Here is a 21,586-nt window from a genome sequence, read left to right as displayed (position 1 = left end):
GCACCGACCTCCCGCGCCGCCGACCCCGGGTCGTCAGTGATCGCGGTGGACAACGCCGTTGTCCGAGTCGGCCTCAGCACCCTCAACCGAGGACAGTTGATTTTGGACCTCTCGCAGCCAGGCGAGATTGGCCTCGTTGTCCTCTTCGGCGAGCGCGCGTTCAGCAGCCCGAAGCTCGCTATGTAACGTGCGTGCGCGGCGATGCAAGGTGATGGCCTGCCGCAATGCGTCCTCAAGCCGCAAGGAATCCGCATGGATATCCAGCATCCAGCGGTCGCCGGGGCGCACCTGGGCCGTCAGCTTCTCGGCCGCCTGGGTCAGGCCGGCGCGTTCGAGCCGGTGCTGCATGACGCTCGAATCAACCGGTTCGCCGCTCGCCGCCCCGTCCAAAAGAAAGCGCCGAAACGCCTGCGCGGCTTTTCCCTCAAGTTCAATCTCCGCAAGGGTTTCGGCATGATTCTGCAGCAATTCCGGGTGGGCCAGGAACACGCACAGGATGACCGCTTCGCGGGGGCTCTCGGCGGTCCCGCCCATGAACAGGGTGCTTTGCGCCAGCAGCGGGGACACGCTCAGGCGGGCATTGGGAGTCGTCGGTTGCGGCCCCCGCCGATCCCATCGGGGGTTTCCGGGCTGCCGTTGGAAACGATTCTGGCGGGAATCGGGATTCAGCCCAGAAATCCGGCTCTCGATGTCTTCCCGATAGTACCGCCGCAGGGTCTCGTCGCGAATCAGTGCAAGTGATTCGCGCAGGCGCCGTTCAAGCCCTGCCCTGCGTTCGGGCGTGTCCAGCGGACCGACTTCGATCTCCCGCGCCCAGAGGATGTCGACCAGCGGCCGCGCGCTCGCCAAGACCCGCTCGACTGCCGCCGCGCCACCCTCGCGGGCCAGATCATCGGGGTCCTGCCCTTCCGGCAGGAGCGCGAAGCGCAGGGACTTTCCCGCCACCAGATTGGGCAAGGCGGTGTCGACGGCCCGGAATGCCGCCCGTCGGCCTGCCTTGTCGCCGTCGAAGCATAAGGTGGGCTCGTCGCTCAGGCGAAACAGCAGGGCAAGCTGGTCCTCGGTCAAGGCCGTCCCCAGCGGCGCCACGGCGTTGGGGAAACCCGCGACGCTCAAGGAGATCACGTCCACATAGCCTTCGACGGCGATGACCGTTCCGCGGTCATGGGCGGGTTTTCGCGCCTGATGATAATTGTAGAGCAGGCGGCCCTTGTTGAAGAGCGGCGTGTCGGGCGAGTTCAGATATTTCGCCGGCGCATCGGCGCTCATCGCCCGGCCCCCGAAGGCCACGATCCGGCCGCGGACGTCGGAGATCGGGAACATGATGCGGTCGCGGAAGCGATCGTAGGGGACCTTCACGTCCTCCGCCGTCACCAGCAGGCCCGCCTCCTCCATCATCGCGGTGGAAACACCCTTGGACGCCAGATGGTCGCGCAGGGAATAACGGTCCGGGGGCGCATAACCGATGCGGAATCGCCCTTGTGTCTCGGGGCTCAATCCCCGTCCGGCGAGATAATCCCTCGCCTTCAGCCCGAACCGGYCCTTCAGCGACGCCTCGAAGAACTCCGTCGCGAGGTCCATCACATCGTAGAGGCTGTTGCGCCGGACTTCCTGCTCCTGGTCCTCCCGCGTCATCTTCGGCAGCGCGACACCGGCCTCCGCCGCCAGCCGCTCGACCGCCTCGGGAAAGGACAGCCCCTCCGTTTCCATCACGAACGAGAAGATGTCGCCGTGCTTGCCCGACGAGAAGCAATGGTAGAACTGCTTCTGGTCGTTGACGTAGAAGGACGGCGTCTTCTCGGCGTTGAAGGGCGACAGCCCCCGCCATTCCCGCCCGGCCTTCTTCAGGCGCACACGCTTCCCCACCACCGCCGATGCCGGCAGGCGGGCGCGTATTTCCTCGAGGATCTGGGGCGGGTAGCGCAACGAGACTGGACCTCCGGGCGGCAGAAAAAAGTGTAGCGCGAAGATCGAGTCGCAGAAACTCGGACCTCACCCCTTCGGCAGCAGCTCCTTCACCAGCCCGCTCGCCTTCCCGAAATCCATCCGGCCGGCATACTTGCCGCGGAGCAGGCCCACGACCTTGCCCATGTCCTTCATGGAGGCGGCGCCGGTCTCGGTGATCGCAGCCGCGATGGCGGCTTTCGTCTCGGCCTCGTCCATCTGCTTGGGGAGGAAGGAGGCGATCACGTCGGCTTCTTCCTTTTCCGCTTGAGCGAGCTCGGGACGGTTGCCCTGCTCGTACATGGTGATGGATTCCTGGCGCTGCTTGATCATCTTCTGGAGCAGGCCCAGGATCTCTTCCTCGGAGATCGGCCCCTTGCCTAGCCCGCGCGCCTCGATATCCTTGTCTTTCAGTGCCGACTGGATCAGCCGCACGGTGCCGAGCTTGCGCTTGTCGCCGGCCTTCATGGCCTCTTTCATTTCCGTCGTGAAACGTTCGCGCATGGCGCTTCTCCTCTTGTGTCGTATGGCCTTCGAGCGTTGACGTGGCGCGAGCGGCACCTTAAGTCACAGCGATAGTTCAAAGGCGGCCTATCGTGGCCTGCTCAAGCGCGGCCCGTTGGCCTGGGACTTAAAGAGATCATGACGATGCTGCAAGATAAACACGCCGCCGGGACCTCCTCGGATGGCTGGTCGGAGCCGCGCGCAACCGCCCTCCTCGTGCTGCAGGACGGAACCGTTCTCGAAGGGTTCGGGATCGGGGCCACCGGCGAGGCGACCGGCGAAGTCTGCTTCAACACCGCCATGACGGGGTATCAGGAAATCCTGACCGATCCGTCCTATGCGGGCCAGATCATCACCTTCACCTTCCCCCATATCGGCAACGTGGGCACCAACGAGGAAGACACCGAAAGCATCAACGCTGCCGCTTCGTCCGGCGTGCGGGGCACCATCCTGGGCGCCGCCGTCACCGAGCCGTCGAGCTGGCGCGCCTCCCGGGACCTCGATGCCTGRCTGAAGGCCCGGGGCATCATCGGCCTGACCGGGATCGATACCCGCGCGCTCACCGCCTTGATCCGCGACAAGGGAATGCCGAACGCCATCATCGCTCACGATCCCGAGGGCAGGTTCGATATCGAGGCGCTGAAAGCCCGTGCGGTCAAGGCCGTTTCCATGGACGGTCTCGACCTGGTCCCGCTGGTCACCAGCGCCCAGCGGTTCGACTGGCATGAGGGCACCTGGAAGCTCGGCGAGGGCTATCGCGCGCCCGGCGAGTTGAAACACCACGTGGTCGCCATCGATTACGGGGTCAAGCGCAACATCCTGCGCCTGCTGACGGAGGCTGGCTGCGACGTGACCGTGGTTCCCGCGACGGCCTCGGCGGAGGACATCCTTGCGCTGAAGCCCGACGGCGTCTTTCTCTCGAACGGCCCCGGCGACCCGGCGGCGACTGGCGAATATGCCGTCCCGGTGATCCGCAAGGTCCTGGAGAAGAAGATCCCCACCTTCGGCATCTGCCTCGGGCATCAGATGCTGAGCCTCGCGGTCGGCGCCAAGACCATGAAGATGCATCAGGGCCATCACGGCGCGAACCACCCGGTGAAGGACAAGACGACCGGCAAGGTCGAGATCACGTCCATGAACCATGGCTTCGCGGTCGATTCCGCCACCCTGCCGCCGAACGCCGTCGAGACCCATACGTCGCTGTTCGACGGGTCCAATTGCGGCATCGCGCTAACCGACCGCCCGGCCTTCTCGGTGCAATACCACCCGGAAGCATCCCCTGGCCCGCAGGACAGTCATTACCTGTTCGGCCGCTTCGTGAAGCTCATGGAAGACGACAAGGCCGGCCGAAACGCCTGACCTCCCCAAACGAGGCGCGACAACGCGCCAATTGCGCCAGAACCCCAAATCACGGTAACCGGTCGTTAACCATAAAAGGGGACGATCCGGACTGTCCTGGGGCTTTTTTCACATGACGATTAATGACGACGCTGGGCAATTCAGCAAATTCCACGGCCTTTTCACCTTTCATCTCGGTATCGCGGTCGCGCTGGCTTGGGTAACGTCCTTCTGGGCCTCGTTCTACGCTCCGTGGGTTCGCAATATTCGGCCGCTGCTCGATCCGGGCTATTCCGGGCAGGTCGAGAGCACATGGTCGTTCCTGTTCGTCTTCCCCACCGTGCTGGCGGCAGCCTGGCTCCTGAGCGTTTTCGGCCAGAATGCCCTGCGTCAATTCCAGATCCTGAAAAATCAGGCAGCCGAATTCGGAGTCGCGGCGCTCGTCGCCTTCATCCTGTTCTATCTCTCGATCGATCGGGCGGTCGCTGCCTATTTTCTCGGGCTTTGAGCGGCGCGGCGCGCGGCTGGCTGATAAAAATCCCCTTTGAGACGGCGAGACTCTGCGGCAGGGTGCGCGCGTTCATCGGACGGCAGGGGATACATGAACTGGCGCGACTACTGGAATCAGGACACCCCGATCTATTCGGGAGAGCGGCACAAGCTCCTCCATTACCGACTGGTGGCGAACGACATTATCGGGCTGATCCCGTCACGGGACGCCCGCGTGCTCGATTACGGCAGCGGCGAGGCCCTGTTCGCCGACCGGATCGCCGCGCAATGCGGCCATCTCTACCTCAGCGATGCCGCCCTTCTGGTGCGCGACAGGCTGCGTGAGCGCCTCGAGGCCAATGCGAAAGTCACGATCTTCTCCCCCGATGAAGTCTCCACCATCGCGGACTGGTCCCTCGACCTGATCGTGGTGAATTCGTTGCTGCAATACCTGTCGCTCGAAGAGCTGCGCGGGCTTTTGAGGCTCTGGAAGAGCAAGCTCAAGAGCGACGGAAGGCTCGTCCTCGCCGACGTGCTGCCGCCCGGCCTCAGCCCTCTCGTGGACGCCAAGGCGCTGCTGTCCTTCGCCTGGCAGGGCGGGTTCCTGAAATCCGCCCTCCTCGGCTTGGGACGGACCGCGTTCTCGGATTACCGCAAGATCCGGGACGAGATCGGATTGGCGCAATACGGCGAAGGCGAACTGCTGGAGATCCTCGACGAGGCAGGATTTTCAGCGGAGCGGTCGGCCCGCAATCTGGGGCACAACCAGGCGCGGATGACGTTCGTGGCGAGACCGCTCGAACCGAAGGCAGGCTGAGACTAGCCGTCATTCCGGGTCGCGAAGCGAGCCCGGAACCCATAAACGCCGAGGATCAAGACGAGTGCCGACCGACTCTGCTCATTTGGCGGCGTCAGCGCGCCCGGATTCCGGGCACCGCTACGCGGCCCGGAATGACGGCTGCTCACGCAAACGTCCATGCCTTGTGGGCGATGAAACTCCACAGCATCACGATCCCGGTCGTCACCATCTGCGCGGGCAGGTAGGGCGCGCCCAGCCACTCGACGAAGGCGTGCATGAAGCCCCAGGTCAGCAGGAAGCCCACGAACGCCACCACGGCAAAGCGCCAAGTCGCCTCCCGGTGCGGGCGGGTGCTCTCATAGGTGTGGCGTCGGTTCAATGCGTAGGAGACGAGCCCGCCCGCGATATAGCCAATGAGGGTCGCGGGCACCGGTTCGGCGGCAATCCCCTCCACGAGGGCGATCAACACGCCGTAATGAACGATCGCCGCGGCGATTCCGACGCCGAAGAAGGCGGCGAACTGGCGGGCAAGGTTTCGCGGGGATGGCAAGTGGCTCACGGCTCTCGATATCCCGTCCGCCCCCGGGGGTGAAGCCCATTCGAGCGGGAGAAGCTGCGCCTTGGCCCTTCCTTTGCGGGGTAAGCCCGTGTAAGAGCCTCACTCAACCTTCAATCTGACAACATCCCGGCTGCGCGTAAGAAGCGCCGCATCATGCGGTCGCGCGGCTGGATACGGGTGCCCAATGCCGAAACGGACCGACATCTCCTCCATTCTCATCATCGGCGCGGGCCCGATCATCATCGGGCAGGCGTGCGAGTTCGATTATTCGGGCACGCAGGCGGTGAAAGCCCTGAAGGAAGAGGGATACCGAATCGTCCTGGTTAATTCCAACCCGGCGACGATCATGACCGACCCCGATCTCGCCGACGCCACCTATGTGGAGCCGATCACGCCCGAGATCGTGGCCAAGATCATCGAGAAGGAACGTCCCGACGCCCTGCTGCCGACCATGGGCGGCCAGACGGCGCTGAATTGCGCCCTGTCGCTGAAGAAGATGGGCATTCTCGACAAGTACAACGTCGAGATGATCGGCGCGACCGCTGAGGCCATCGACAAGGCCGAGGACCGCCAGCTTTTCCGCGAGGCCATGACCAAGATCGGCCTCGACACCCCGAAATCCCGCCTCGCCAACGCCTCGGCGCTGAAGAAGGCCGACCGGGACGCGTATCTGGCCGAACTGGCGCGGCTCGAATCCCTCGACATGCATCCGGGCGACAAGAAGCGGATCATCGCCAGCTACGAGCTCAAATGGAACGCCGCCGAGAACGAGCGCCGCAAGCGTTATCAGGAGCACGCCATGGGCGAGGCCCTGCTGGCGCTCTCCGAAGTGGGCCTGCCCGCCATCCTGCGCCCGTCCTTCACCATGGGCGGCACCGGCGGCGGCATTGCGTATAACCGCGAGGAATTTCTCGACATCGTCGAGCGGGGCCTCGACGCCTCGCCCACCAACGAGGTGCTGATCGAGGAGAGCGTGCTCGGCTGGAAGGAATACGAGATGGAGGTCGTCCGCGACAAGGCGGATAACTGCATCATCGTCTGCTCCATCGAGAACATCGATCCGATGGGCGTCCATACGGGCGATTCCATCACCGTCGCGCCGGCGCTGACGCTGACCGACAAGGAATACCAGATCATGCGCGACGCCTCGCTCGCGGTGCTTCGCGAGATCGGCGTCGAGACCGGCGGATCGAACGTGCAATTCGCCGTGAACCCCGAGAACGGCCGCATGATCGTCATCGAGATGAACCCGCGCGTGTCGCGGTCTTCCGCGCTCGCTTCCAAGGCCACGGGCTTTCCCATCGCCAAGGTCGCGGCGAAGCTCGCCGTCGGCTACACCATGGACGAGATCGCCAACGACATCACCGGGGGCGCGACGCCGGCCTCCTTCGAGCCGACCATCGACTACGTGGTGACGAAGATCCCGCGCTTCGCCTTCGAGAAGTTCCCCGGCGCCGAGCCGACCCTCACCACGGCGATGAAATCCGTCGGCGAGGCCATGGCGATCGGCCGGACCCTGCCGGAATCGCTGCAGAAGGCCTTGCGCTCGTTGGAGACGGGGCTCCAGGGACTCGACGAGATCGAGATCGAGGGCCTCGGCAAGGGCGACGACCGCAACGCCATCAAGGCGGCGCTCGGCACCCCGACGCCGGACCGGCTTTTGAAGGTCGCGCAGGCGCTGCGCCTCGGCGTCAGCCATGACGAGGTTTACGACAGCTGCAAGATCGATCGCTGGTTCCTCGAGCAATTGCAGGCAATCGTCGATCTAGAAGCCAAGGTAAAGGCGCACGGCCTGCCCCGGACGCCGGGCGCGTTCCGCCACCTCAAATCCATGGGGTTCTCTGATGCGCGGCTCGCGGTCCTGACCGGCTCGACTGAGCTCGAAGTGCGCAATCTGCGCCGCTCGCTGGCGGTGCGCCCGGTCTACAAGCGCATCGACACTTGCGCGGCCGAATTCGCGTCGCCGACCGCCTACATGTACTCGACCTATGTTGCGCCCTTCGCGGGCGTGCCTGCCGACGAGGCGCGGCCCACCGATGCCAAGAAGGTCATCATTCTCGGCGGCGGCCCGAACCGGATCGGCCAGGGTATCGAGTTCGACTATTGCTGCTGCCACGCCTGCTTCGCGCTCAAGGACGCGGGCTACGAGACCATTATGATCAATTGCAATCCCGAGACCGTCTCGACCGATTACGACACCTCGGACCGGCTCTATTTCGAGCCGCTGACCGAAGAGGATGTGCTGGAGATCATCGAGACCGAACGCTCGCGGGGGACCCTGCACGGCGTCATCGTGCAGTTCGGCGGCCAGACGCCGCTGAAGCTCGCGCGGGCCCTGGAGGAAAACAACGTTCCGATCCTCGGCACCTCGCCGGACGCCATCGACCTCGCGGAGGACCGGGATCGGTTCAAGCGCCTTCTCGACAAGCTGCACCTGAAGCAGCCCAAGAACGGTATCGCCTATTCGGTCGAGCAGAGCCGCCTCATCGCCGCCGAACTCGGCCTGCCCTTCGTGGTGCGGCCGTCCTACGTGCTCGGTGGCCGGGCCATGGCGATCATCCGCGACGAGGTCCAGTTCGAGGATTACCTGCTGGGCACCCTGCCGAGCCTGATCCCCTCGGACGTGAAGGCGCGCTATCCGAACGACAAGACCGGCCAGATCAACACGGTGCTCGGCAAGAACCCCCTGCTGTTCGACCGTTACCTATCGGACGCGATCGAGGTGGACGTGGATTGCCTCAGCGACGGCAAGGACGTGTTCGTCGCCGGCATCATGGAGCATATCGAGGAGGCGGGCATCCATTCGGGCGATTCCGCCTGCTCGCTGCCGCCCCGCTCCCTGTCGCCCGAGATTTTGGCCGAACTGGAGCGCCAGACGAAGGCGCTGGCGCTGGCCCTCGATGTCGGAGGGCTGATGAACGTCCAATACGCCATCAAGAACGGCGACATCTACGTCCTCGAGGTGAACCCCCGCGCCTCCCGCACGATCCCCTTCGTGGCGAAAGTGATCGGCGAGCCCATCGCCAAGATCGCCGCCCGCATCATGGCGGGCGAAAGCCTCGCCCATTTCGGGCTCGTGGCCAAGGAGCTCGACCATATCGGCGTCAAGGAAGCGGTGTTCCCCTTCGCCCGGTTCCCTGGCGTCGATGTGCTGCTCGGACCCGAAATGCGCTCGACCGGCGAGGTCATCGGCCTCGATCGCAGCTTCGGCGTTGCCTTTGCCAAGAGCCAGCTCGGCTCCGGCACCCATGTGCCGAAGACGGGGGCCGTCTTCGTGTCCGTGCGCGACAGCGACAAGGCCCGCATCCTGCCGACCATCCGGGCGCTGGAGGAGAGCGGCTTCCGGATCGTCGCCACCAGCGGCACCCAGAAGTTTCTGGTGGAGAACGGCGTCAAGGCGACGCGCATCAACAAGGTGCTGGAAGGCCGGCCCCACGTGGTGGACGCCATCAAGAACGGCGATATCCAGCTTGTCTTCAACACCACGGAGGGGGCCGGCGCCCTGTCGGATTCCCGCTCCCTGCGCCAGGCCGCCCTCTTGCATAAGGTGCCCTACTATACCACTCTTGCAGGGTCGATCGCGGCGGCCGAGGGGATCAAAGCCTATCTCGGCGGCGATCTCGAGGTTCGACCGCTTCAGGACTATTTCGCCTGAGGCGTGAGCCTCTACAGGAACTGCGAAGCTTCAGAGAAGTTTTCGTTGATCAGCGAGGGCGTCGGAAACGGCGGCCTCGTACCTCTTTTTGAACGAGACGAACGATGGAAAAGGTTCCGCTGACAATCAAGGGTCATGCTGCGCTGGAAGAAGAACTCAAGCAGCGCCAGCAGGTTGACCGCCCGCGGATCATTCAGGCGATTTCGGAAGCCCGGGCACTGGGCGACCTGTCGGAAAATGCCGAGTATCACGCTGCCAAGGAGGCGCAGTCCCTCAACGAGGGCCGGGTGCTCGAGCTCGAAAGCCTGATCTCCCGCGCAGAGGTCATCGACGTGTCGAAGCTCTCGGGCGACCGAATCAAGTTCGGGGCCGTCGTCCGTCTCGTGGACGAGGACACCGAGGAAGAGAAAACCTACCAGATCGTCGGCGATCCGGAGGCGGACGTGCGCTCCGGCCGCGTCTCGATCTCGTCCCCCATTGCGCGTGCCCTCATGGGCAAGACGGTGGGCGATACGGTCGAGGTCACCACGCCCGGCGGCGGAAAATCCTACGAGGTGGTGGGCGTTACGTTCGGCTGACCGATGTCGGCAGGAGGGGGCGGCAAATGAGGGTGCGGATCATGTCCAGTCTCTCGCGTCGGACCTTCCTGGCCGGTTTGGCCGGCGCCGTCGTCCTGGCGCCTCAGCCCGCTCCGGCGCAGGGCTTCCCCCAATATTTCTCCTCCTTCGCGGTGGATGTGAGCGTCCTGAAGGCGAAGGGCCTTGGGCCCTTCGCCGACCTCGTGGCCGCCGCGACCCTCGACGAGTTGCGGCGCTCGTTCGCGGATCGGGTCGATCCTCGCGGTCCGCGCCTCGTGGTTCGCGTGACCGCCGTCAATCTGACGGCCTTCCCGGATGGCGGCGGCGAGCGTTGGTGGGGCGGAGGTGCAGGCGGAGGCGGCACCGATTCGGTGGAGGGCGAAGCGCTGGCGGTCGGACGGCGCGGCGAAATCCTGGCGTCCTTCCCCCAGCTCGCCGTTCTGGACGTGCGCACCAGCATCCTGACGCCCAACGAACAGGGGCGTGCCGTGACGGTCTCGCGGCATTACGTCCGGTGGCTCCGCCGCCGACTCATCAGCTGATTTCGACCGAATCCTCGATCGGGATCAGCGGTTCGTCCTTGATCTGGTCGAGGGCCAAGGCCGTCCGCACGTTGCGGACATTCGGCAGCGACGTCAGGTCTGACACGAAGCCCTGAAAGGCTCCCAGATTGGGAGCGACGCATTTCAGGATGAAGTCGATGTCTCCCGAAAGCTTCCAGCACTCCCGCACCACCCGCCATTCGGTGATGTGATCCTCGAAGGCCTTGAGTTCGGCCTGCCCCTGGACCGCCAGCTGCACCATCGCGAAGCAGACGATCTCGAAGCCGAGGGCCTTCGGGTCGAGCATGGCCCGATAAGCCTTGATCACGCCCGAACTCTCGAGCGCCCGCACCCGGCGCAGGCAGGGGGGAGCCGAAAGGCCGACACGCCGCGCCAGCTCCACATTGGTGATGCTGCCGTCGGCCTGCAGTTCTTTCAGGATGGCCCAGTCGATGGAATCGAGGCGTCCGCGCACGTGATCTTCCCGAGAAAAGCTCGTCTCGGGTGAGTAGACGGTGTAGACGGAGGACACAAGCAGTCCCGGCCCGGCCATCGCAACGAACCACATGAACTCCACAGGCACCGTGATCGATTCTTGCGCAGGCGCGCTTTGGTGACCCTCCCGGCTTCCTTGACGGCCTGGGTGTTGACCGACGGCAAGGCCGGGGACGAGCTGCAGGCCCTCAGCGTCGCCGAGGCGCTCGGTCTCGATCCCGAGATCCGTCGCGTGCGTCCCCGACCCCCCTTCAGCTGGTTCATGCCTTTCGGGCCGATCGACCCGCGCGAGCGACCGGGCGCCCATAACTCGCCGCTCGCGCCGCCCTTCCCCGATATCGCCATCGCATCCGGCCGCCGTGCGGTGCCCTATCTGCGCTACGTCAAGCATGCTTCGGGCGGGCGCACCTACACGGTGTTCCTGAAGGACCCGCGTACCGGCCCCGGGGCCGCGGATTTCATCTGGGCTCCCAGCTACGATCGCATCCGGGGTTCGAACGTCCTCACCACCCTGACCCCGCCGCACCGAATCTCGCCGGAGCGTCTGAGGGAGGCCCGCGCCGCGCCGGACATGCGCCTCGCCCCGCTGCCGCATCCCCGCGTCGCGGTGCTGGTCGGCGGCGACAGCCGCCACCATCGTTTCACCGACGCGGACGTGGCGCGCCTTGCCGATCAGCTCGGCGCTCTGGCGCAAAGCGGTGCCGGCCTGATGATGACCGCCTCGCGCCGCACGCCCGAGGCCCTGCGCCGGCGCATGATCGCCCTGGCGGTGGACCACGGAGGCTTCTTCTGGAACGGCGACGGCACCAACCCCTATTTGTCCATGCTGGCGCTGGCGGATTATGTCGTCGTCACGGCGGATTCCTTCAACATGATCGGTGAGGCCGCCGCGACCGGCGTTCCGGTGCTGGTTTTCGAGCCCCAGGGCGGCCATCCCAAGCTCGACGCCTATATTGGCGTCCTGAAATCCGAGGGAATTGTGCATGGCTTCGGGGGTCAGCTTGAAGGAAACCCCTACAAGCCCCTAAATTCAACCTTTGACATCGCCAGCGCCATCGCCCAAGGCGTGGCCTCCCATCGCCGCGCCCTCGGACTTGCCGCCGCGCCCGATGGACCGGAGAGACTTTGATGGCCCACACTCACGCCAAACTCATCATCATCGGCTCCGGCCCGGCGGGATATACCGCGGCGATCTACGCGGCCCGCGCCATGCTCGAGCCGCTGCTCATTTCCGGTTTCCAGCCGGGCGGCCAGCTGATGATCACCACGGATGTGGAGAACTATCCGGGTTTCGCCGATGTCATCCAGGGCCCGTGGCTGATGGAACAGATGCGCATGCAGGCCGAGCATGTGGGCACGAAGATGATCTCGGATCACATCGTCAAGGCGGACCTGAGCAAGGCCCCTTTCCGCCTGGAGGCCGATTCCGGTGCTACCTTCTCGTGCGATTCGCTCGTCATAGCCACCGGGGCGCAGGCCAAATGGCTCGGCCTGCCGTCCGAGGCGAGGTTCCAGGGCTTCGGCGTCTCGGCCTGTGCGACTTGTGACGGGTTCTTCTTCCGCGGCAAGGAAGTGGTGGTGGTGGGCGGCGGCAATACGGCGGTCGAGGAGGCTCTCTATCTCGCCAATCTCGCGTCGAAAGTCGTGGTGGTCCACCGGCGCGATTCGTTCCGGGCCGAACGAATCCTGCAGGATCGGTTGTTCAAGCATCCCAATATCGAGGTGGTGTGGAATTCGGCCGTCGAGGAAATCGGCGGCACCGAGGCGCCCCTGTCGGTCGACCACGTGAGGCTGAAGAACATCGTCACCGGACAGGTCTCCGAATTGCGCACCGACGGGGTTTTCGTCGCCATCGGCCACAAACCCTCCACCGAACTCTTCGTCGGGCAGCTCGATATGAAGCCGGGCGGTTATTTGCAGACCCAGCCGGGCTCGACCGCCACCAACATTCCGGGCGTGTTCGCCGCGGGCGATGTCGCGGACGACGTGTTCCGCCAGGCGGTGACGGCGGCCGGCCTCGGCTGCATGGCGGCTTTGGAGGCCGAGCGCTATCTGCAGGCGATTGAGCTGACCCGACAGGCCGCCGAGTGAGGCCGCGCTCTGGCGCCCGCTGAAATTTCGTTTACGACTGGGCAGAATTCCTATTGTGTCCGTCGGGCACTCGCAGGACATAGATTTAAGTGTCCGGGCCTTGAACGGCCCGAACGACAACCGCTCCAAAGGCCAAGACCGGCCACGCGTGCGCTGGATACGAGGAACACGTCGTGGATTGGGACAAGGTCCGGATTTTCTACACCGTCGCGGAGGCAGGCAGCTTCACGCGCGCCGGTGAGGATCTGGGATTGAGCCAGTCCGCCGTGAGCCGCCAGATCAGCGCCCTCGAACGCGAGTTGCGCGCGCCCCTCTTCCACCGTCACGCCCGCGGGCTGATTCTCACCGAGCAGGGCGACCTTCTGTTCCGCGCGGCGCGCGATATGCGGATGCGGCTCGAAACCACCAAGGCGCGGCTGGTCGATACCAGCGAGCGCCCTTCGGGCACGCTGAAGGTTACCACCACGGTCGGCCTCGGCTCGATCTGGCTGGCGCAGCGGATCGGAGAGTTTCTCGATCTCTATCCCGACGTCCGCGTGGAGCTCATCCTCAACAACGAGGAACTCGATCTCGCCATGCGCGAGGCCGACGTGGCGATCCGCCTGCGTCGCCCGGCCCAGCCCGATCTCATCCAGCGTCGCCTCTTCACGATCCACTTCCACGTCTATGCGTCGAACGATTATCTCAAGCGGTTCGGCGAGCCCACCACGATCGCGGATCTCGACAAGCATCGCATCGTGTCGTTCGGCGGACAGGAGCCGTCGTACCTGCTGGCCGTGCACTGGCTGTCGACCGCCGGGCGCGAAGGTCAGGAACCGCGCCAATACCATTACATGGTCAACAACATCACGGCGCTGAAACTCGCCGTCGAAACGGGCGCGGGCATCGCGGTGCTGCCGGATTACGCGGTCGTCGGCAATCCTGATCTCACGCAGATCCTGCGCGACGTTGAGATGCCGACGCTCGACAGCTATCTGGTCTATGCCGAGGAAATGCGCTCGGTGGCGCGCGTGCAGGCATTTCGCGATTTTCTCATCACGAAGGCGCAACGCTGGACCTTTTAGCGCAGCATGCCAACAGCCAAGCTTCGCAAGATGTCCGTATTGTGGCGGGTCACCGCGTGAGCCATGCGCTTAACGCAGCCCCTTCATGATGCACTTTGCCTTGCAAACGGGCACGATGCGGCCGATATCAGCCTTGGTCGAATTCAGCACGGCATCACTTTCTTCCTCCCGGTGATCCCGTGTTCGGCCGTTCCCTCTGGAAGGTTTTGACTTTTTGTCGGACCTCTACTTTGCCGGGCCTCGTGCCCGGCTTTTTTTTGCCTTGTCGGGAGCGTGGATTGTCGAGCGCCCCTGCGCGCAGTCTCAGGCGTGTCTCGTGACCTCGTCCTTGAGCACGCGCCGCAACACCTTGCCGACATTCGTCTTCGGCAATGCGTCGCGAAACTCGATCCGCTTCGGCACCTTGTAGCCGGTGAGGTTCTCGCGGCAGAAATCACGAAGGGCGTCCGCCGTAAGGGTGGGATCCTTGCGAACCACGTATGCGGCCACGGTCTCACCGCCATCGTTGTCCGGCACACCGATGACCGCCGCCTCCATGACGCCCGGATGCATCGCGATCACGTCCTCGACCTCGTTGGGATAGACGTTGAAACCGGAAATCAGGATCATGTCCTTCATTCGATCGACGATCTTCACCTGCCCGTCCGGAAGGATGACGGCCACATCGCCGGTCCGGAAAAAGCCATCGGGCGTGGTGACCTTCGCGGTCTCGTCGGGCTTTTGCCAATAGCCCGCCATGACCTGCGGACCTTTCACGCACAGCTCCCCGCGCTCGCCAAATGGCAGAACCGCGCCGGTCGGCCCGCGGACATCGATGTCCGTGGAGGGGACCGGATAACCGATGGTTCCGGTGAACTCCTTGATGTCGAGTCGGTTCACGCACACGACCGGGGATGTCTCCGACAGGCCATATCCTTCGACGATGGGCACACCGGCGACTTCCTGCCACTTCTTCGCCACCGCCGCCTGCGTGGCCATGCCCCCCGAAATCGCGAAGACGAGGTGCGAAAAATCCACCTCCTCGATGCCGGGCGCGTGCGACAGGGCGTTGTAGAGCGTGTTGACGCCCGACATCAGCGTGAACGGTCGCGTCTTCAATGTTTTGACGAATCCCGGAATGTCGCGCGGATTGGTGATGAGCAATTGGCAACCGCCGATCTTGAGCATCAGCAAGGCGCACGCCGTGAGCCCGAAGATGTGATAGAGCGGCAGCGCCGTCACCATCACGTGGTCGCTGYGATCACCGAAATAGGGCACCATCCAGGCTTCGCATTGCATGACATTCGCCGCGACATTGCGATGGAGCAGCATCGCGCCCTTCGCCACGCCGGTCGTGCCGCCGGTATATTGCAGGAACGCGATATCGTCGGGCGACACTGGCACCAGTTTGGGGGGCGTCCCCGCACCTTTCGCCATCACTTCGTGCAGAGATACGGAGCCGGGAAGCGTGAAGGGTTTCACGGCCTTCTTCACGTAGCGGGACACGAGGTTGATGATCGCACCTTTCAGCCCCAGCAGATCGCCCGGCTTTACGATGACGACTTGATCGACCTTGATGTCGGCGCCCGCCGCCTCCACGGTGGTGGCGAAGTTCTCCAGCACGAACAGAAGACGCGCGCCGGAATCGCGCATCTGCTGGATCAACTCGCGCGGCGTATAGAGCGGATTGATGTTGACGACCGTCGCGCCCGCGTTGAGGACGCCGTACATGATGGCCGGATAAGCCATCACGTTCGGCAGCATGATGGCCACGCGATCTCCCTTGCCGATGCCCCGGCTCTGCAACCACGACGTCACCTTCGCGGCCTCTTGCCCGAGCTCCCGGTAGGTCATGCGCTTGCCGAAGCTTTCGACCGCCGGGCGATCCGCATAGGCGCTGATCCCGTGCCGGAAGAAATCGACGAGGGTTCCGATCCTGGCTTCGTCGATCTTCGGCGGAATCGCCTCGGGATAGGATTTCAGCCAGGGCCGCGAGATCGAAGCGGCTGCAGCATTGGCGGCTTCCGAACCTGGCATCTCTGCCGGACCACTGACGTTCATCGACTTTTCCTCCGCGGGGACGCGGTTTTCGCGACGGGAGATGATGTCTCCTCTGAAGCTTAACTTGGCGCGTCCGAAACGGTTTGTCGATGGTCGGCCGACCGGCGACGCCGGCCGCGCCTTTCCCGGCAGGCGCCCTCCTAATGCGCCTTGTGTGTCACGGCCTCGGCAGGCTTGCCGCTGAGTTCGGCCATATGGTCGAAGCGTGTCGAAAACGTCCCCACCCCCGAGGTTGCCGAACGCAGCTCCACGATCAGGTCGCCGATCTCAGCCTCCGGGATCGTCGCGCTGATCACGTCCCAGCCGGACCATCCCGGCCTGGAATCGTAGCCGAGGATCTGCCCACGTCGCGACGTGACAAGGCCGGTCGCCCGCGAGAGCGCATCGGATGGAATGGTGATCTCCACCGCCAGCACCGGTTCGAGGAGCACCGGCTTCGCCTTCGGCAGAGCTTCGGCGAGGGCGAGCCGCGCGGCGGCCTGGAAGGCTGCGTCGGATGAATCGACCGTGTGGTACGAGCCGTCGGTCAAGGTGACCGACAGGTCGACGACGGGAAAGCCCAGCGGACCGCTTTTCACCGCGTCCCGCGCCCCGGTCTCGACCGACGGGATGTATTGGCGCGGAACGACGCCGCCGGTGATCCGGTCGACGAACGCAAACCCCTCCCCTCGCGGCAGCGGCTTGATCTCGATCATCACATCGCCGAACTGCCCGTGCCCTCCGGTCTGTTTGCGGTGGCGGCCACGCGCCGAGGCCGGAGCCCGGATCGTCTCGCAATAGCCGATGCGGGGCCTGGCGGTCTCGACCCCGACCTGGAACCGCGATTGCAGCCGTTCGACGGCGACCCGCAGATGCATCTCGCCCTGCCCGAGCAGGCGGATCTCGCCGAGTTCCGGCGAGGTTTCAATCACCAGCGAGGGATCTTCCTCGGCGATCTTGGCAAGAGCGCCGGACAAGCGCACGTCGTCCTTGCGGTCCTTGATGCGAAGCGACAGCGCATAGACGGGTTCGGGCGGCGCATTCGAGAGGATGGCCTCAGGACGCGTCTTGCCGGCCGCGAAGCAATCGCCGGTGGCGAGACCTTCAAGTCTCCCGAAACCGACGACCTCGCCCGCATTCGCCTCGGGAACGCGCGCGGTTCCGGCGCCGGTGAGCGCCAACAGCGACCCGACCCGCGTCTCGGCTCCCCGCGATCCCACGACGCCGTCGCCCTCATGGAACGCGCCGCGCAGAACCCGGGCAACGGACATCTTGCCGCCCTGGCCCATATGCAGCGTCTTGACGATCTGCGCGAGCGGCGCGCCGTCCTCCGCAACACCGAGGCGGGAGCGCGTTTCGGACAATGTCGGCGCTTCGTGCCGCAGCGCCTTCAACAGCCGCGTGACGCCATTGCCGCGTTCCGCCGCGCCGATGAAGACCGGCACGACGTGCTGGTCCTTCAACTCCCGCGCAAGGTCGTCGAAGATGCGATCGCGCGGCGGATCGATTTCGGAAATCAAATCTTCCATCAGCRCATCGTCGTAATCCGCGAGCCGCTCCAGCATGGCGAAACGCGCCTCGCGCTCGCGCAAGGATTCACCCTCGGGGATGTCCACGATCTCGCTTGGCGCATGTTCGCGGTAGATGAAGGCGCGCTCCAGCGCCAGATCGATGAAGCCGACCGCGATCCCGTCTTTCCAGATCGGGATCTGGCGCAGAAGAAGCGGCGTGCGCGACGCGCGCTGCAAGAGCGCCAGCGTCTCGCGGACCCGGCGCGACGCGGTGTCGACCTTGTTGATGAACAGAAAGCGCGGGATGTCCGCTTCTTCGAGTTCGCGCAGGACGACTTCGAGGGCGGGAATTTTGCGCTCATCCGCCTCGCAGACCACAACGGCCGCGTCGCAGACCGGGGCCACATTGCGCATCTCATGAATGAATTCCGTGGAGCCGGGGCAATCGACGAATGTCATGGTTTCGCCGAGGAACGTCGCGCTCGCCACGTTGGGCTCGATGCTCATGCGGTGGGCGCGCGCTTCCGCGCTTGAATCGCCGACCGTATCGCCATTGCTGACGCGGCCGGAGCGTCCGATGCTTCCGGTGCGTTCGAGAATGGATTCGAGGAGGCTGGTTTTTCCGCTCTGAAATGGGCCGACGATGGCGATGCACCGAGGGCCCCCGGCTTCTCTTCCGTTGGTGGCCATGAAAGTCTCCTTTCCTGCCCCGAGAAAAGCGCGCTCTTCACCGTCGCGTCGGCCCCAATGCTCTGCCTGTCGCGGCTGGTTGGCAAGCGCTTACGCCGAAACGGCAACGGCCGGGGATGAGCCCGGCCGTTGCGAACGTCATGCGAATGAGAGGGGTCAGCGGCTGGGGCGGAGTTCCAGGTCGCCCACGCCGAGCGCGAAGTTCAGGCCCGTCTGCCCGCTCACCGAAAGCGGCTGGAGTGCCACGGTGCGGTTGTTGCCGCCCACCAGAACGTTGGCGCCGAGACCCGCGCCGACGGTCGCCTCGGCGCTTGCGCCCACATAGCTGCCGGCGAGCGAGCCCGGAGCCAGACTCCCTTGCGAGAACACCGCCCATGTGATGACGCCGCGCTGGGTGGCACCGATGTCGAGACCGAACTTGCGGATCACGCCCGTATAACGCTCGCTGCGGCCACGCCGGGGAGCGAAGACGCAGGATGTTGCTTTCTGCGAACCGAGGATCAGCCCGACACCACCCGCCACGTTACAGGTGAGCACCCCGGCGCGGGTTCGGCTTTGCGCGGAGGCGTCGGTTGCCCCAAGGGCGGCAAATGCGGTCAGGACGGCGATTGAGGCGACGGCACGGAACATGGCGATCTCTCCAGCTTTGAACAGCTTGGCCGTTAACCGCCGAGAGGTGGCGGATGTTCCATGCCCAGGCGGGGCAATTTCGGGGTTGTGGCCTCCGTCTGGTGCGGAGGCCACAAGGATTGGGCCGTCTACCGCAAGCTGCCGCAGAAGCGCTGGATGCGGTGGCAGGCGTCTTCGAGAACCTCCGTAGAGGTGGCGTACGAAATGCGTAGGTTCGGGCCGAGGCCGAAGGCCGAGCCGTGGACCGCCGCGACGCCCTCGGTCTCGAGAAGCTCGGAGACGAAATCCTCGTCGGTCTCGATCACCTTACCCGACGGAGCCGTCTTGCCGATGGCCTCCGCGCAGGACGGATAGACGTAGAACGCGCCCTCGGGCATGGGGCATTTCAGGTACTTGGCCTGGTTGAGCATCGAGACGACGAGGTCGCGGCGCTCCTCGAAAGCCTTGCGGAACACCTTGAGGTGATCCTGCGGACCATTCAGCGCCTCGACCGCCGCCCATTGGGCGATGGAGCAGGCGCCGGAGGTCTGCTGGCCCTGGACGAAATCCATGGCGCGGATCAATTCCTCGGGACCGGCCGCGTAGCCGATCCGCCAGCCCGTCATGGCGTAGGATTTGGACACGCCGTTCATGGTGAGCGTGCGGTCGTAGAGACGGGGCTCGACCTGGGCGGGCGTCACGAATTCGAAATCGCCGTAGGTCAGATGCTCGTACATGTCGTCGGTGAGGACCCACACATGCGGATGGCGCATCAGCACGTCGGTGATCGCCTTCATCTCGTCGCGCGTATAGGCGCCGCCCGTCGGGTTCGACGGCGAGTTGAGGATGATCCACTTCGTCTTGGGCGTGATCGCGCGTTCCAGCGGCCCGGGCTGGAGCTTGAAATTGTGCTCCATGGTGGTCTCGACGAAGACCGGCGTGCCGCCGCAGAGCACCACCATCTCCGGGTAGGAGACCCAGTAGGGCGCGGGAATGATGACCTCGTCGCCGGGGTTCAGTGTGGCGAGAAGCGCGTTGTAGATCACCTGCTTGCCGCCGGTCCCCACGATGACCTGCGAGGGCTTGTAGTCGAGGCCGTTCTCGCGCTTGAACTTGCGGGCGATCGCCTCGCGCAGGGGCACGATGCCGGGGACCGGGGTGTATTTGGTTTCGCCGCGGCGGATGGCCGCGATGGCGGCTTCCTTGATGTTATCGGGGGTGTCGAAGTCGGGCTCCCCGACGGAGAGGCTGATGACATCCCGCCCTTGCGCTTTGAGATCCCGCGCTTTCTGCGTGATGACGATCGTTGCAGACGGCTTGATGCGGGAAAGGGCGTCAGACAAAAAGCCCATGGGAATCCTCCGAGCGGGGCGTTAGATAAGGAATCAGGGCGGCGCGGAGCGGAAGCACCTCTGCCTGGACGTTCCTCGGACGCGTGCCGCCGAGGGATCGACCGGCGGGAGCCTGCCCTTGCCGGAAAAGCCGTCAGGCTTTCCGGGACCATGCTCTAGTCCGCCCAAGCCGGCCAAGCAAGCAAAACAGCCCGTGTGGAACGGGTTTTTGAGGAGACGCCTGAAGCCATGAATTCTTCCATTACCCGCCGCCTCGCGCTGGGCCTGTTCGCAGGCGCCACCCTTCTCGCCACCGGTGTTTCGGCACAGACCTTTCCGGAGCGGATCATCAAGATGGTGGTGCCTTATCCGGCCGGCGGCCCGACGGACGTGATCGCGCGCATCGTCGCCGAAGAGATGGGCAAGACCCTCGGCCAGAACGTCATCGTGGAGAACCTCGCGGGGGCTTCCGGCGCGGTCGGCACGCGGTCGGTGGCCCGGGCCGAGCCCGATGGCTACACGATCGTGTTCGGCAACAACCAGACGCACGGCAACAACATGTTCCTGCTGAAGGAGCCCGGCTACGACGCCATCAAGGATTTTGCACCCCTGGCCGGCGCCGGCGCCTTCGAGCACGTATTCGTGGTCAGCAACTCCCTCCCGGCAAAGTCCATGCAGGAGCTGATCGCCCTCGCAAAGGCCGATCCCGGCAAGCTCAATTACGGGTCCACCGGCGTGGGCTCCGGCTCGCATCTGGCAACCGAACTCTTCATGACCCGCACCGGCACCAAGATGACCCATGTGCCGTTCCGGGGCGCCGCTCCCCTGGTGACCGAGTTGATGGCGGGCCGCATCGACGTTTCGAACTCGACGCTGCCGAGCGTGCTCGCGCAGTTCCAGGCCGGCCAGATGCGGGCCATCGGCATCGCGAGCCCGAAGCGCAACCCGCGGGCGCCCGACGTGCCGACCTTGCAGGAACAGGGCATCACCAACGCGGACGCTGAATCCTGGGCCGCGTTCTTTGCGCCCGTGAACACCCCAAAACCGATCCTGGACAAGCTTTCGGGCACTATCGTCACGATCCTCAACAAGCCCGACGTCAAGGACCGGATCACCAAGCTGGGTTTCACCCTGAACGTGCGCGATCCGGAGGCTTTCAAGCCCTACCTCGCGAAGGAAATCCAGACCTGGGCGGACGTGATCAAGGCGGCCAATATCGCGCCTGAAGGCAACTGACCCGGAGTCTTACTCGCGATGAAAAAGCCGGCAGGTGCTCCGACCCGGAGCGCCTGCCGGATGCGATCGCTGCAAATCTCGGCGGAACCTTCTCGACACGCTTGTGTTTTTCCAGTTCACGAGCAGTAACCC

General features: G+C 64.7%; 18 protein-coding genes. 10 read left to right on the top strand and 8 right to left on the bottom strand.

Going from position 1 to position 21,586, the window contains the following annotated elements; genetic code table 11:
- Positions 1-33: 33 nt before the first annotated feature.
- Complete coding sequence (gene dnaG, locus AC1DVM_RS06990; RefSeq protein WP_477253165.1) at positions 34-1,926, bottom strand: DNA primase; 1,893 nt, start codon at positions 1,924-1,926, stop codon at positions 34-36.
- Positions 1,927-1,992: 66 nt separating this feature from the next.
- Positions 1,993-2,448: a GatB/YqeY domain-containing protein gene (locus AC1DVM_RS06985; protein WP_477253164.1), complete on the bottom strand. Its 456-nt coding sequence runs from the start codon at positions 2,446-2,448 to the stop codon at positions 1,993-1,995.
- A gap of 144 nt (positions 2,449-2,592) precedes the next feature.
- Here AC1DVM_RS06985 and carA point away from each other — a divergent pair, with 144 nt between their 5' ends.
- From carA to AC1DVM_RS06970, 3 genes are all read left to right on the top strand, one after another.
- Positions 2,593-3,807, top strand: a complete 1,215-nt coding sequence (gene carA, locus AC1DVM_RS06980; RefSeq protein WP_477253162.1) for a glutamine-hydrolyzing carbamoyl-phosphate synthase small subunit — start codon at positions 2,593-2,595, stop codon at positions 3,805-3,807.
- 112 nt (positions 3,808-3,919) lie between these two features.
- The gene (locus AC1DVM_RS06975; RefSeq protein WP_477253160.1) at positions 3,920-4,294 is read left to right on the top strand and encodes a hypothetical protein; all 375 of its coding nucleotides are present in this window, start codon (positions 3,920-3,922) and stop codon (positions 4,292-4,294) included.
- A 93-nt stretch (positions 4,295-4,387) separates the two neighbouring features.
- Positions 4,388-5,092, top strand: coding sequence for a methyltransferase domain-containing protein (locus AC1DVM_RS06970; RefSeq protein WP_477253158.1), 705 nt, complete (start codon positions 4,388-4,390; stop codon positions 5,090-5,092).
- Positions 5,093-5,237: 145 nt separating this feature from the next.
- Here the strand turns inward: AC1DVM_RS06970 and AC1DVM_RS06965 are convergent, their stop codons facing one another.
- The gene (locus AC1DVM_RS06965; RefSeq protein ID WP_477253157.1) at positions 5,238-5,633 is read right to left on the bottom strand and encodes a GtrA family protein; all 396 of its coding nucleotides are present in this window, start codon (positions 5,631-5,633) and stop codon (positions 5,238-5,240) included.
- Positions 5,634-5,817: 184 nt separating this feature from the next.
- On the opposite strand from AC1DVM_RS06965, the gene carB reads away from it, so the two are divergent.
- From carB to AC1DVM_RS06950, 3 genes are all read left to right on the top strand, one after another.
- Positions 5,818-9,288, top strand: a complete 3,471-nt coding sequence (gene carB / locus AC1DVM_RS06960) for a carbamoyl-phosphate synthase large subunit (protein WP_477253155.1) — start codon at positions 5,818-5,820, stop codon at positions 9,286-9,288.
- A gap of 104 nt (positions 9,289-9,392) precedes the next feature.
- Positions 9,393-9,866, top strand: a complete 474-nt coding sequence (gene greA, locus AC1DVM_RS06955) for a transcription elongation factor GreA (protein ID WP_477253153.1) — start codon at positions 9,393-9,395, stop codon at positions 9,864-9,866.
- 41 nt (positions 9,867-9,907) lie between these two features.
- Positions 9,908-10,408: a hypothetical protein gene (locus AC1DVM_RS06950; protein WP_477253151.1), complete on the top strand. Its 501-nt coding sequence runs from the start codon at positions 9,908-9,910 to the stop codon at positions 10,406-10,408.
- On the opposite strand, the gene AC1DVM_RS06945 is transcribed toward AC1DVM_RS06950, so the two are convergent.
- A complete protein-coding gene (locus AC1DVM_RS06945; protein ID WP_477253212.1) occupies positions 10,401-10,883 on the bottom strand; it encodes an Lrp/AsnC family transcriptional regulator in 483 nt (160 codons plus the stop codon). The genes AC1DVM_RS06950 and AC1DVM_RS06945 overlap by 8 nt on opposite strands.
- Before the next feature lie 138 nt (positions 10,884-11,021).
- Here AC1DVM_RS06945 and AC1DVM_RS06940 point away from each other — a divergent pair, with 138 nt between their 5' ends.
- The 3 genes from AC1DVM_RS06940 to AC1DVM_RS06930 all read left to right on the top strand — a co-directional run bounded on the left by AC1DVM_RS06940 (position 11,022) and on the right by AC1DVM_RS06930 (position 14,058).
- Complete coding sequence (locus AC1DVM_RS06940) at positions 11,022-12,032, top strand: mitochondrial fission ELM1 family protein (RefSeq protein WP_477253150.1); 1,011 nt, start codon at positions 11,022-11,024, stop codon at positions 12,030-12,032.
- Complete coding sequence (trxB, locus tag AC1DVM_RS06935) at positions 12,032-12,994, top strand: thioredoxin-disulfide reductase (RefSeq protein WP_477253148.1); 963 nt, start codon at positions 12,032-12,034, stop codon at positions 12,992-12,994. The genes AC1DVM_RS06940 and trxB overlap by 1 nt, the downstream gene beginning before the upstream one ends.
- A gap of 173 nt (positions 12,995-13,167) precedes the next feature.
- On the top strand, positions 13,168-14,058 hold the full coding sequence (locus tag AC1DVM_RS06930; RefSeq protein ID WP_477253146.1) for a LysR family transcriptional regulator: 891 nt from the start codon (positions 13,168-13,170) through the stop codon (positions 14,056-14,058).
- A 303-nt stretch (positions 14,059-14,361) separates the two neighbouring features.
- On the opposite strand, the gene AC1DVM_RS06925 is transcribed toward AC1DVM_RS06930, so the two are convergent.
- The 4 genes from AC1DVM_RS06925 to AC1DVM_RS06910 form a co-directional block, all read right to left on the bottom strand.
- Positions 14,362-16,098: an AMP-binding protein gene (locus AC1DVM_RS06925; protein ID WP_477253145.1), complete on the bottom strand. Its 1,737-nt coding sequence runs from the start codon at positions 16,096-16,098 to the stop codon at positions 14,362-14,364.
- Positions 16,099-16,238: 140 nt separating this feature from the next.
- Positions 16,239-18,278, bottom strand: coding sequence for an elongation factor G (locus tag AC1DVM_RS06920; protein ID WP_477253143.1), 2,040 nt, complete (start codon positions 18,276-18,278; stop codon positions 16,239-16,241).
- Between the two features lie 156 nt (positions 18,279-18,434).
- On the bottom strand, positions 18,435-18,908 hold the full coding sequence (locus tag AC1DVM_RS06915; RefSeq protein ID WP_477253141.1) for a DUF992 domain-containing protein: 474 nt from the start codon (positions 18,906-18,908) through the stop codon (positions 18,435-18,437).
- Positions 18,909-19,036: 128 nt separating this feature from the next.
- A complete protein-coding gene (locus tag AC1DVM_RS06910) occupies positions 19,037-20,239 on the bottom strand; it encodes a pyridoxal phosphate-dependent aminotransferase (protein ID WP_477253139.1) in 1,203 nt (400 codons plus the stop codon).
- 228 nt (positions 20,240-20,467) lie between these two features.
- On the opposite strand from AC1DVM_RS06910, the gene AC1DVM_RS06905 reads away from it, so the two are divergent.
- Positions 20,468-21,454 carry a Bug family tripartite tricarboxylate transporter substrate binding protein gene (locus AC1DVM_RS06905; protein WP_477253137.1) on the top strand — a complete coding sequence of 329 codons (987 nt, stop codon included), beginning with the start codon at positions 20,468-20,470 and terminating at the stop codon, positions 21,452-21,454.
- Positions 21,455-21,586: the final 132 nt, after the last annotated feature.

It is taken from the genome of Microvirga sp. P4_A5, assembly GCF_056402495.1.
This window is presented reverse-complemented; position numbering and strand designations above follow the sequence as displayed.

Coding starts and splice junctions, on each gene's coding strand:
- AC1DVM_RS06950 (WP_477253151.1), top strand. CDS start 9,908: ATGTCCAGTCTCTCGCGTCGGACCTTCCTGGCCGGTTTGGCCGGCGCC.
- greA (WP_477253153.1), top strand. CDS start 9,393: ATGGAAAAGGTTCCGCTGACAATCAAGGGTCATGCTGCGCTGGAAGAA.
- AC1DVM_RS06915 (WP_477253141.1), bottom strand. CDS start 18,908: ATGTTCCGTGCCGTCGCCTCAATCGCCGTCCTGACCGCATTTGCCGCC.
- AC1DVM_RS06975 (WP_477253160.1), top strand. CDS start 3,920: ATGACGATTAATGACGACGCTGGGCAATTCAGCAAATTCCACGGCCTT.
- AC1DVM_RS06985 (WP_477253164.1), bottom strand. CDS start 2,448: ATGCGCGAACGTTTCACGACGGAAATGAAAGAGGCCATGAAGGCCGGC.
- carB (WP_477253155.1), top strand. CDS start 5,818: ATGCCGAAACGGACCGACATCTCCTCCATTCTCATCATCGGCGCGGGC.
- trxB (WP_477253148.1), top strand. CDS start 12,032: ATGGCCCACACTCACGCCAAACTCATCATCATCGGCTCCGGCCCGGCG.
- AC1DVM_RS06910 (WP_477253139.1), bottom strand. CDS start 20,239: ATGGGCTTTTTGTCTGACGCCCTTTCCCGCATCAAGCCGTCTGCAACG.
- AC1DVM_RS06970 (WP_477253158.1), top strand. CDS start 4,388: ATGAACTGGCGCGACTACTGGAATCAGGACACCCCGATCTATTCGGGA.
- AC1DVM_RS06905 (WP_477253137.1), top strand. CDS start 20,468: ATGAATTCTTCCATTACCCGCCGCCTCGCGCTGGGCCTGTTCGCAGGC.